The sequence below is a fragment of the Streptomyces sp. NPDC031670 genome (assembly GCF_055580545.1).
Window position 1 is genome coordinate 96,616 of record NZ_JBVILC010000023.1, and the last position, 10,672, is coordinate 107,287.

Below are 10,672 nucleotides of genomic sequence, written 5' to 3' on the forward strand. Positions count from 1 at the left end.
AACTCCAAAGAGGAAGCCGCCCCCTCCCCCCCCCCCCCCCCCTCCCCCCCCCCCCCCCCCCCTCCTCTTCCCCCCCCCCCCCCCCCCCCCCCCCCCCCCCGGGCCCCTTTTCCTTACGTCTGGGTACCCGCGAGGAGTCGACATGCGTGTTCTGCTGGTCAATATGCCCTGGTCGCCGATCGATCTGCCGTCGCTGGCCCTGGGAATCCTCAAACGCAGCGTCGACGAACGCGTACCGGGCGCCCGGGCCGAGGTGCTGCACGCCAATCTCGAATTCACCGACTGGATCACCGAGCGCACCGAATTCACCGCCGACGACTACGAGTACTACGCGCTCTCCTCCTATTTCATGGGCTGCGGCGACTGGGTCTTCTCCTCCGCCCTCTATGACGACCCCGCCTGGCGCGACCAGGAGTTCGCGGACGCGATGAAGGGAAAACTGCGCAAGTCCCGGCTGCGTATGTCACAGGAACTGCACCGCGCGGTACCGGAGTTCGTCGAGATGATCGCCGAGCGGATCGTGGCGTACGGCCCGGACGTCGTCGGCTTCACCTCCACCTTCCAGCAGAACACCGCGGCCCTCGCCGCCGCCAGGCACGTCAAACGGCTCGCCCCGCACATCGTGACCGTCATGGGCGGCGCCAACTGCGACGGCGAGCAGGGCGAGGCCGTCCACCGCAACTTCCCCTTCGTGGACCACGTCATCCGCGGCGAGGGCGAGTCGGCGTTCCCGCAGCTGCTCACCGCCATCGGCGAGGGCGCCGGCCCGGACGCGTTCGCCGCGGTGCCGGGCCTGTGCCACCGGGGCGCCGACGGCGCGAGCGTGGTCAACCCGATGGCCACCAGCCCGCTCCCGCCCGTCGCGATCCTGCCGCCCGACTACAGCGGCTACTTCGAGCGGCTCGGCACCTCGGTGGCCCGCAACTGGGTCGAGCCGAAGCTCGTCGTCGAGGGCGCCCGGGGCTGCTGGTGGGGCGAGAAGCACCACTGCACCTTCTGCGGGCTCAACGGCTCCTTCATGCAGTACCGCTCCAAGAGCCCGGAGACCTTCTACTCGGAGATCATGGAGCTCGCCCGGAAGCACCGCGTCCTCGACATGTACCTGGTCGACAACATCCTCGACATGGGCTACCTCTCCACGGTCCTGCCCCGCATCATCGAGAGCGGCTACGACCTGCGCATGCACATCGAGATCAAGGCCAACATGCGCCGCAGCCAGCTCCGTACGCTCGCCGACGCCGGACTGATCTACGTCCAGCCCGGCATCGAGAGCCTCAACAACCGCGTCCTGGACCTGATGGACAAGGGCGTCAGCGGCTGCCAGAACGTCCGGATGCTGCGCGACGGCGCCGAGACCGGCCTCTCGGTCGCCTGGAACTACCTGCACGGCTTCCCGGGCGAGACCGCCGAGGACTACGACCCGGTGATCGCCCAGATACCGGCGCTCGAACACCTCAACCCGCCGGTCGACCTGTCCGCGCGCATCGCCATCGAACGCTTCAGCCCCTACTTCAACCGCCCCGAACTCGGCTTCGACGGTCTGCGCCCCGAGGAGCACTACCGCTTCACCTACGACCTGCCCGAGTCCGAGCTCTACGACCTCGCGTACGTCTTCGAGGCCCCGCAGCGCGGTATCGGCGAGCCCACGGTGACCGCCCTCAACGACGCGCTGGACGCCTGGAAGAAGAACCACGCGGACGCCCGCCTCACCCACGCCGACCTCGGGGACCGCATCGTCCTGGTCAGCCGGCGCCGGATGTTCTCCTGGCGCGCGATGGAGCTCACCGACCCGTTCGAGCTGGTCGCCTTCCGTCTCCTGGACCAGCCGCACACGGCCGCCGCCCTCACCCGCAAGGCCGCGGCCCGGGCCAAGGACGCCGCCCGCGACGAGGGCGAGGTGCAGCGCCTCCTCGACTCCTGGGTCGGCCTCGGCCTGGTCTTCACCGACGGCGGCCAGTACGTCCACATCGCGCCCTCGGCCGTCAACGAGGACCTGCTGCGCCTGGACTTCATGCGCCACGCCCACGCGGCCCTCGACGCGGCCGGGCAGCCCGCGGGCCCCGGCTCCGCGGACTCCGGCTCCGCGAGTTCCGGGCCGGCCCGCCCGGAGCCCGCCCGCGCCGAGCCCGCTCCCGTATGACCGCGCCGACCACCCACCGCGAAGCCCGCAAGAGCCGGAAGACCGTACGAGCCGGAGGACCAGCCCGATGAGCACCGCCCTCACCCCGCGTACCGCGGCCCTCACCGTCACCGCCTGGCGCGACTACGACCCCGACGCCTGCGCCCTGCCCGGGATGCACCTGGGCGACCTCGAACTGACCGGCCCCGCGGGGGAGGAGGCCGACCGGCTGTGGGAGACGGGAGTGCGCCGCGTCCGCCTCGCCGAGACGGTCGACCTCGCGGAGGTGAGCGCCCCGGAGGCCGCCCGGCGGGCTGTACGCGCCCTGAGCCTGGCCCGCGATCTGACGGCCCGGGCCGTGCTGGTCGAGTGGAAGCTGCGGCTCGACCCGGCGGCCGACCCCGACACCTGGAAGCTCCTGAGCCATATCCAGCCACCGCAGCGCCTTGAGGGCCCCGCCGACGCGGCCGGGGCGCTGCGCCAATGGCGCGAGGGCCACTACCTGTGCAAGTGCCTGTGGCGCCAGGGCCCCGGCTTCGTGCAGATCCGCGACCGCCGCTGGGGCGACCTGCGCCGCTTCACCGCCGACGAGCCCGAGTACCACGAGGTCATCAAGGACCTCGTCCACGGCGCCCCGGCGGACTCCGTCCCGCCCGCGGTCCTCGCCGACTTCCGCTCCGAGAAGCTGGTCCTCCAGGTGGGCGACCTGGCGTGGTGGCTGCCGTACCGGGTGAACCGCTGGATTCAGGAGGCGATGGCCATCTGAGGACCGCCGACGCGGTCAGGCCAGCAGCCTCCTGCGGCACTCCGCCACGTCGAAGTCGCCCTTCGGGTACTGCGGGTCGAGCGCGCGCAGGTGCTCCAGGAGGAGCCTGCTGACCGCCCAGTCGCGGTACCACTTGCGGTCGGCGGGCACCACGTACCAGGGCGCCGCGTCCGTCGAGCACCGCTCCAGGGCGATCTCGTACGCCGTCCGGTACGCGGGCCACAGCGCCCGCTCTTCGAGGTCGCCCGGGTTGAACTTCCAGTGCTTGTCCGGGTTGTCGAGCCGTTCGAGCAGCCGGCGGCGCTGCTGCCCGGGGCTGATGTGCAGGAAGACCTTGACGACGCTCACGCCGTCCTCCACGAGCGACTGCTCGAACCGGTTGATCTGCCCGTAGCGGCGGCCCAGCTGCCGGTGCGGCACCAGCTCGTGGACCCGGGCGACCAGCACGTCCTCGTAGTGCGAGCGGTCGAAGATGCCGATCTCGCCCGGCTGCGGCAGCGCCCGCATGATCCGCCAGAGGAAGGGGTGGTTCAGCTCCTCGCGGGTGGGCGCCTTGAACGCCCTGATCCGGCAGCCGGACGGGTTGAACAGGCCGATGACGTGCTTGACCGTGCCGCCCTTGCCGCTGGTGTCCATGCCCTGGAGCACCAGCAGCACCCGGCGCCGGTCGCCCGCGGTGCTCGCCGCGTACAGCCGCTCCTGGAGCCCGGCGAGCTCCTCCGCCATCCCGGCCGTCGCGGCCAGCCCCTCCGCCTTCTTCCGCGGCCCGGCGGGGACGGCGTCGGCCGCGACGGAGGCGAGGTCGAGGCGCTTGCCCGCGGGGACGCGCAGCAGCCGGCGCAGGTCCGGCTGTCCGGGCTTCTTTCCGCCCGTGCCGCTCTTGCCGCTCTTCTCGGCCACCGCGCACCCCTTCCCATCGGTTCCCTCGATCGTGCGACGGAACGCGACGCGGCGCGAACGCTACCGGGCGAAGGGACCCGTCACCGCGAAGGTCGTTCCCGGCGTGTAGCAGTTGACGTACATTGTCTGCCCGTCCGGGGCGAAGGTGACGCCCGCGAACTCGCCCCACTCGGGGGCGCCGGGCCTGCCGCCCGCCGCGGAGGCGGCTGAGGTGATCGTCTGCCGTCCGCGTGCCATCGGGTACACCTTGCCGCGCCGGGTCAGCCCGAAGACGTGCTGGGCGCCGTTGCCGTCCTCGCACACCATCAGTCCGCCGTCCGGGGCGAGGCAGATGTTGTCCGGTGACTCTCCGGGCAGCTGGACGTCGGTGGCCGGGCCGAACACGACGATCAGGGTGAGGCGGCGGCGCCGGGGGTCGTACCGCCACACCTGGCCGAAGTGGTCGGCGCCCGACCCCTCCGCCACGCGCGCGTAGCTGGAGACGAAGTAGACGCGGTCCCCGCTCCAGTAGCAGCCCTCCAGCTTCTGCGCGTGGGTGATGCCGCGCGGGCCGAAGTCCTGGAGCCGGATGGGTGTCCGCCGGGCCGACGGGTCGGGCACCGGCACCCACTCGATGCCCTCGAACCGGGTCCCGGGCTGCTGGACCACGGACAGGTCGGGTACGTCCGGGACGCGCATCGCCTCCAGGGCGCCGCCCGCCCGCAGGGAGCCCGTGCCGCCGAGCGGCCGGTTGGGCAGGAAGCGGTAGAAGAGCCCGAAGGGCCGGTCGAAGGCGTCCTCCGTCTCGTAGACGACACCGCGCCGCGGGTCGACGGCGATCGCCTCGTGCTGGAAGCGGCCCATGGCGGTGAGCGGTACGGCCCCGGTGCGGCGCGGGTCGGCGCCGTCGACCTCGAAGACGTAGCCGTGGTCCTTGGTGTAGCCGTTGGTACCCGCCCGGTCCTCGGTCTCCTCGCAGCTCAGCCAGGTGTTCCAAGGGGTACGGCCGCCCGCGCAGTTGACGGCGGTGCCGCTGAGGGCGACCCGCTCGGACAGCACCCGGTTGTCGCAGTCGAGCTCCAGGGCCGTACAGCCGCCCTTGCCCATCGGGTCGTACACCAGCCCCTCGGCATGGGGGACCGGGATCGCGGCGGTGACCCGGTTCTCGTGGTTGCGCACCAGGCGGACGCCGCCGTGGCGTCCCGCGAACGCGGCCATGCCGTCGTGGTTGCTCGGTACCCGGCCCTCGCCGGAGCGCAGCGGGTCGCCCTCGCGGGAGAGCACCCGATAGCGGAAACCTTCCGGCAGATCGAGCAGCCCGGCCGGGTCGGGAACGAGCGGCCCGTAGCCGTGGCGGCTGGGCGCGGCGGCGGCGGGGCCGCCGGCGAAGAGCTCACCGACGGCGCCGGTGAAGGCGATGGCGGCGGCCGAGGCGCCGGTTCGCGCGAGGATCTGACGTCGTGTTGCTCGTGCTTCGGACATGAGGCAACTCCCCTGTTGGCGGACAGGAAGACGTGACCCGCATGATCTATCACGCGTTCAGGTGACAGGAGAACCATGCGGGCCGTGTCGCCTCAGGTGGCCGGAAAGGGCCGACGGGTCAGGCCAGCTCGGCGGTGAGCGTGATCGTCGTGCCCGTCAGCGCCTGGCTGACCGGGCAGTTCTTCTTGGCGTCCTCGGCGGCGGCGGTGAAACCCGACGCGTCCAGGCCCGGCACCTCGCCGCGCACGGTGAGGTGGATACCGGTGATGCCCTCGCCCGGCTGGAACGAGACGTCCGCCTTGGTCTCCAGCCGGGTGGGCGGGTTCCCGGCGCCGGTCAGCGCGTGCGAGAGGGCCATGGAGAAGCAGCTGGAGTGGGCCGCCGCGATGAGCTCCTCCGGGCTGGTCCTGCCGTTGGCCTGCTCGGCGCGGGACGCCCAGGTGACCGGCTGCTCACCGATGCCGGACGAGTCGAAGGTGACGGTCCCCGAGCCCTTGATGAGCTCGCCCTCCCAGACCGTGTGCGCCGTACGCGTGGTGGCCATGATGTATCCCTTCTGGTGGCTGAGGGGGTCCGGGGCCCCCTGTGCGCCAAACCTACTGCTCGACCAGCCCCTTCGCGTCGCGCGCGAGGGCGGTGAGCCGGGAGATGGCCCGGAAGTACTTCTTGCGGTAGCCGCCGTTCAGCATCTCGTCACTGAAGAGCCGGTCGAAGGGCGCCCCGGACGCCAGCACCGGCACCTCGCGGTCGTAGAGCCGGTCGGCCAGCACCACGAGCCGCAGCGCCGTCGACTGGTCGGGAACCGGCCGCACATCGGTGAGGCAGACCGCCTTCACCCCGTCGGTGAGCGCCCCGTACCGGCTGGGGTGGACCCGCGACAGATGGCCCAGCAGCCCGGGGAAGTCGTCGAGCGCCGCGCCCTCGGTCGCGTACGCGGCCTTGGTGACCTGCTCGTCCGAGTACGGCGCCGGGGCCTCGGGCAGCCCCCGGTGGCGGTAGTCCTCGCCGTCGATCCGCAGCGGGCGGAAGTGCGCCGACAGGCCCTGGATCTCGCGCAGGAAGTCGACGGCCGCGAACCGGCCCTCGCCCAGCTTGCCGGGCAGCGTGTTGGAGGTCGCGGCCAGCGCCACGCCCTGCTCCACCAGCTTGCCGAGCAGCGACGACACCAGGACCGTGTCGCCCGGGTCGTCCAGCTCGAACTCGTCGATGCACAGCAGCCGGTGCCCGCTGAGGGTGCGCACGGTCTGCTGGAAGCCCAGCGCGCCGACCAGGTTCGTCAGCTCGACGAAGGTGCCGAACGCCTTGAGCGAGGGCTCGGCCGGGGTGGCGTGCCACAGCGAGGCCAGCAGATGGGTCTTGCCGACCCCGTACCCGCCGTCGAGGTAGATCCCGCGCGGACCCGCGGGCGCGGCGGGCCTGCGGCCGAACCACTTGCGGCGCCCGCCGCCGCTCGCGTGCGCCCCGCCCAGACCGGCCGCGAAGGAGGCGAGCACCGCGGTGGCCTCGCTCTGGCTGGGCTGGTTCGGGTCCGGTACGTACGTCTCGAAGCGGACCGAGTCGAACCGCGGTGGCGGCACCATCTCGGCGACCAGACGGTCGGCGGGGACATGCGGCTCGCGGGCGCAGAGCGACAGCGGGGCCGCTTGGGTTATGGGGCTGGTCGACACAGTTCCCCACTGTAAGCGCCGTGTAAGACTGCACGGATGCGACGCCTGTTCCCTGTGACCGACCAGACACCCGCCCCGGACGAGGACGAGTGGTCGTTCGACGCGCTGGCCGAGGCCTACGCGTACCCCGACACGGAGGGCCCGTATCTGCGGGCCAACATGGTCTCCTCGCTGGACGGCGCGGGCCAGCACGAGGGCCGCTCCCACCCTCTCTCCTCCGACACCGACATGCGGATCTTCGGCACCCTGCGGGCGCTGGCCGATGTGGTCGTGGTGGGTGCGGAAACGGTACGCCAGGAGGGTTACCGCCCGGCCAGGGCGCGGGAGGTCTTCGCGGACCGGCGCGCTGCCGCGGGCCAGGGCCCGGCCCCCGCCATCGCGGTGGTGACCGCCAGCCTCGACCTGGACTTCGGCCTGCCCCTGTTCACCTCGCCGCTGGTCCCGACGATCGTGCTGACCGGCGCCTCGGCGCCCCCGGACCGGGTCCGCGAGGCGGAGGTGGCCGGCGCGGACGTCGTGATCGCCGGTGACGGGCCGGGCGTGGAGCCCGCCCGGGCCGTCGAGGCGCTGGCCTCGCGCGGGATGCGCCGCATGCTCACGGAGGGCGGCCCCCGGCTGCTGGGCCAGTTCGTGGCCGCCGGAGTGCTCGACGAACTCTGTCTGACGGTGGCGCCGCTGCTGACCGCCGGTACCGCCCAGCGAATCGCCGGAGGGCCCGCGGTGAGCGCCCCGGAGCAGTTCCGGCTGGAGTCGCTGCTGGAAGAGGCCGGGTTCCTCTACACCCGTTACCGTCGGATCTGACAATCGGCGGAATTTCCCGTTCCGGTTAGCTTCCGTTGGGCACACTTACTCACGCAGACCCCGTGCGGGCACGGGGAAGGATGGTTTCCGCAGGGGCGGGTAACCACGTCGAGGCCCCGCTGCCTCGCGGGGCACCGCCGGAGTGAAGAGAAGGGCGTTTGTCGTGTTCACAAGCGTATTGATGATCGAAAAACCCCTGACCTCCGTGGACGTGGAATTCGTCACCACCCTGCACGGTGACGAGCCGGTCTCCTTCGTCGTGCTCATGCAGCCCCGGGGCGACCAGGACCGCCTGCTGCGCGCCATCGACGACGTGGCGCTCGGCGAACTCGACGAAGCCGTCCACGAGGCGGGCGAACCCGCGGGACCGGCCGCCCAGGCCCCCGCCGCCCGCGCCCTGGAACACTCCCTGCAGGCCCTGCGCGCGGGCGGCAGCTCCGCCGTCGGCCAGCTCGTCGAGGAACACCCTCTCGACCTGCTGAAGTCCGTCGTCGAGGAGGTGAAGGCCGACGAGGTCATCGTCCTGACGGCCCCGCACTACGTGGAGGAGTTCTTCCACCGCGACTGGGCCTCCCGGGCCCGCCACAAGGTCGGCGTCCCCGTCCTGAAGCTCTTCGCGCACAGCGAGGAGGCGCACAGCGAATAGGGTGATGGCTCACTGGACCGGCCGACCGGTCCAGTGCCGCCGGCCCCACGGGGCCGGCAACCACCCCGTACGCCGCGCACCCCCGGGAGACACACACCAATGGCACCCGCGATCCCCACCGCCATGGAACGGCCGCACTTCATCGGCATCGGTGGTGCCGGAATGTCGGGGATCGCGCAGATCCTGGCCCGACGCGGCGCCAAGGTCGCGGGCAGCGACGCCAAGGAGTCCGAGACGGCCGAGGCGCTGCGCGCGGTGGGCGCGACCGTCCACATCGGGCACGCCGCCGAGCACCTCGCCGCCGACGCCACCAGCGTCGTCGTCTCCAGCGCCATCCGCGCCGACAACCCCGAGCTCGTCCGCGCGGCCGAGCTCTCCATCCCCGTCGTCCACCGCTCCGACGCGCTCGCCGCGCTCATGGGCGGCCTGCGCGCCATCGCCGTCGCCGGCACCCACGGCAAGACGACCACCACCTCGATGCTCGCCGTCGCCCTCACCGAGCTCGGCATCGACCCCTCGTACGCCATCGGCGGCGACCTCGCGGGCCCCGGCACCAACGCCCGCCACGGCGAGGGCGACATCTTCGTCGCCGAGGCGGACGAGAGCGACCGCAGCTTCCAGAAGTACGACCCCGAGGTCGCCATCGTCCTCAACGTCGAACTCGACCACCACGCCAACTACGCCTCGATGGACGAGATCTACGAGTCCTTCGAGACCTTCGTCGGCAAGGTCGTCCCCGGCGGCACCCTCGTCGTCTCCGCCGACCAGACGGGCGCCGTCGAGCTCACCCGCCGCGTCCGCGACCTCTCCTCGCTCAAGGTCGTCACCTACGGACAGGACGAGCACGCCGACGTACGCGTCCACAGGATCACCCCGCGCGGTCTGACCAGCGAGGTCACCGTCCTGCTCGGCGGCAAGTACCTGACCTTCACCGTCTCCGTCCCCGGGCGCCACTACGCCCTCAACGCGGTGGCCGCGCTCGCCGCGGGCGTCGCCCTCGGCATCCCGGCGCACAACCTGGCCTCGGCCCTCGGCAAGTACACCGGCGTCAAGCGCCGCCTCCAGCTCAAGGGCGAGGCCGCGGGCGTCCAGGTCATCGACTCCTACGCGCACCACCCGACCGAGATGACCGCGGACCTGGAGGCCATGCGCGCCGCGGCCACCGACTCCCGGCTGCTCGTGGTCTTCCAGCCCCACCTCTTCTCCCGCACCCAGGAGCTGGGCACCGAGATGGGCCGCGCGCTCGCGCTCGCCGACGCCTCGGTGGTCCTCGACATCTATCCCGCGCGCGAGGACCCCATCCCGGGCGTCACCAGCGCGCTGATCATCGACGCGGCCAGGGCGGCCGGCGCCGACGTCACCACCGTCCACGACAAGACGGCCGTGCCGGACGTGATCGCGGGAATGGTCAGGCCCGGCGACCTCGTTCTCACGATGGGCGCGGGCGATGTGACGGACCTGGGCCCGCTGATCCTGGCGCGGTTGAGCTGAGGGAGTGCCTTCGATGTCGTACGAGGTCGAGAAGCCGGACGAGCAGTGGCGGGCCGAGCTGAGCCCGGCGGAGTACGCGGTGCTGCGGCAGGCCGGCACGGAACCCGCCTTCGTGGGCGAGTACACGGACACCAAGGCGAAGGGCGTCTACTCCTGCCGGGCCTGCGGCGCGGAGCTCTTCACCTCCGAGACGAAGTTCGAGTCGCACTGCGGCTGGCCGTCGTTCTTCGACCCGAAGGACACGGACGCGGTGGAGCTCATCTCCGACCGCTCGCTCGGGATGGTCCGTACGGAGGTGCGCTGCGCCCGCTGCGGCTCGCACCTGGGCCATGTCTTCGAGGGCGAGGGCTACCCGACCCCGACCGACCAGCGGTACTGCATCAACTCCATCTCGCTGCGGCTGACGCCGGACGAGGCCTGAGGGCGAACGACGCGTGACGCGGGGACCGGCGCGGTTTGACGCCGGTCCCGCAGGCGCGTAAGGTTCTTCGAGTTGTCACGGAGCCGGAACGGTCCGCCGACAGCCGTCCGCCGCAGACTTGCGGCAACCCAACTCAGCACGACCTCCTCTCCGGAATGAATTTCGGCATGCCGAATTTTATTTCGAATAGGAGTGGACGACTCGAACGGCCCGATTAGGAGCCACCGGGGAGATCCGCTAGAGTCTGGGACGTCGGAACGGCCCAACAGCCGGAAAGACAAAACGACTTGACCCGGGAGACCGGGAATCGGACACGAAAGAGTCTGATAGAGTCGGAAACGAAGGAAGCGCCCGGAGGGCCCGGAAACGGGAACGAAGGAAGCGTCCGTACCTTGAGAAC

The 10,672-nt window shown here is 71.6% G+C and carries 10 protein-coding genes; 6 read left to right on the forward strand and 4 right to left on the reverse strand.

Annotated elements, in window-relative coordinates; translation table 11 throughout:
- Positions 1–142: 142 nt before the first annotated feature.
- Positions 143–2,140, forward strand: a complete 1,998-nt coding sequence (locus ACZ5ID_RS31045) for a RiPP maturation radical SAM C-methyltransferase (RefSeq protein WP_468904470.1) — start codon at positions 143–145, stop codon at positions 2,138–2,140.
- Positions 2,141–2,207: 67 nt separating this feature from the next.
- Complete coding sequence (locus ACZ5ID_RS31050; protein WP_468904474.1) at positions 2,208–2,885, forward strand: DUF5825 family protein; 678 nt, start codon at positions 2,208–2,210, stop codon at positions 2,883–2,885.
- A gap of 15 nt (positions 2,886–2,900) precedes the next feature.
- Here ACZ5ID_RS31050 and ACZ5ID_RS31055 read toward each other — a convergent pair whose 3' ends face one another.
- The 4 genes from ACZ5ID_RS31055 to zapE all read right to left on the reverse strand — a co-directional run bounded on the left by ACZ5ID_RS31055 (position 2,901) and on the right by zapE (position 6,913).
- Positions 2,901–3,785 carry a PPK2 family polyphosphate kinase gene (locus tag ACZ5ID_RS31055; protein ID WP_468904476.1) on the reverse strand — a complete coding sequence of 295 codons (885 nt, stop codon included), beginning with the start codon at positions 3,783–3,785 and terminating at the stop codon, positions 2,901–2,903.
- Between the two features lie 60 nt (positions 3,786–3,845).
- Positions 3,846–5,246 carry an alkaline phosphatase PhoX gene (locus tag ACZ5ID_RS31060; protein ID WP_468904479.1) on the reverse strand — a complete coding sequence of 467 codons (1,401 nt, stop codon included), beginning with the start codon at positions 5,244–5,246 and terminating at the stop codon, positions 3,846–3,848.
- 118 nt (positions 5,247–5,364) lie between these two features.
- The gene (locus ACZ5ID_RS31065; protein ID WP_468904482.1) at positions 5,365–5,790 is read right to left on the reverse strand and encodes an OsmC family protein; all 426 of its coding nucleotides are present in this window, start codon (positions 5,788–5,790) and stop codon (positions 5,365–5,367) included.
- A 52-nt stretch (positions 5,791–5,842) separates the two neighbouring features.
- A complete protein-coding gene (gene zapE / locus ACZ5ID_RS31070; RefSeq protein ID WP_468904484.1) occupies positions 5,843–6,913 on the reverse strand; it encodes a cell division protein ZapE in 1,071 nt (356 codons plus the stop codon).
- A 36-nt stretch (positions 6,914–6,949) separates the two neighbouring features.
- Here zapE and ACZ5ID_RS31075 point away from each other — a divergent pair, with 36 nt between their 5' ends.
- From ACZ5ID_RS31075 to msrB, 4 genes are all read left to right on the forward strand, one after another.
- Positions 6,950–7,714, forward strand: coding sequence for a pyrimidine reductase family protein (locus ACZ5ID_RS31075; protein WP_468904486.1), 765 nt, complete (start codon positions 6,950–6,952; stop codon positions 7,712–7,714).
- A 163-nt stretch (positions 7,715–7,877) separates the two neighbouring features.
- Positions 7,878–8,360 (forward strand): indole-3-glycerol phosphate synthase, encoded by a 483-nt coding sequence (locus ACZ5ID_RS31080; protein ID WP_468904489.1) that lies wholly within the window; start codon positions 7,878–7,880, stop codon positions 8,358–8,360.
- Between the two features lie 99 nt (positions 8,361–8,459).
- Positions 8,460–9,851 carry a UDP-N-acetylmuramate--L-alanine ligase gene (gene murC, locus ACZ5ID_RS31085; protein ID WP_468904491.1) on the forward strand — a complete coding sequence of 464 codons (1,392 nt, stop codon included), beginning with the start codon at positions 8,460–8,462 and terminating at the stop codon, positions 9,849–9,851.
- A 13-nt stretch (positions 9,852–9,864) separates the two neighbouring features.
- Positions 9,865–10,272 (forward strand): peptide-methionine (R)-S-oxide reductase MsrB, encoded by a 408-nt coding sequence (gene msrB / locus ACZ5ID_RS31090; protein ID WP_406553473.1) that lies wholly within the window; start codon positions 9,865–9,867, stop codon positions 10,270–10,272.
- The last annotated feature ends 400 nt before the right edge of the window (positions 10,273–10,672 follow it).

Excerpts from the sequence above, each read along its gene's own strand:
- ACZ5ID_RS31065 (WP_468904482.1), bottom strand. The coding sequence starts at position 5,790 with ATGGCCACCACGCGTACGGCGCACACGGTCTGGGAGGGCGAGCTCATC.
- murC (WP_468904491.1), top strand. The coding sequence starts at position 8,460 with ATGGCACCCGCGATCCCCACCGCCATGGAACGGCCGCACTTCATCGGC.
- ACZ5ID_RS31060 (WP_468904479.1), bottom strand. The coding sequence starts at position 5,246 with ATGTCCGAAGCACGAGCAACACGACGTCAGATCCTCGCGCGAACCGGC.
- ACZ5ID_RS31045 (WP_468904470.1), top strand. The coding sequence starts at position 143 with ATGCGTGTTCTGCTGGTCAATATGCCCTGGTCGCCGATCGATCTGCCG.
- msrB (WP_406553473.1), top strand. The coding sequence starts at position 9,865 with ATGTCGTACGAGGTCGAGAAGCCGGACGAGCAGTGGCGGGCCGAGCTG.
- ACZ5ID_RS31050 (WP_468904474.1), top strand. The coding sequence starts at position 2,208 with ATGAGCACCGCCCTCACCCCGCGTACCGCGGCCCTCACCGTCACCGCC.
- ACZ5ID_RS31075 (WP_468904486.1), top strand. The coding sequence starts at position 6,950 with ATGCGACGCCTGTTCCCTGTGACCGACCAGACACCCGCCCCGGACGAG.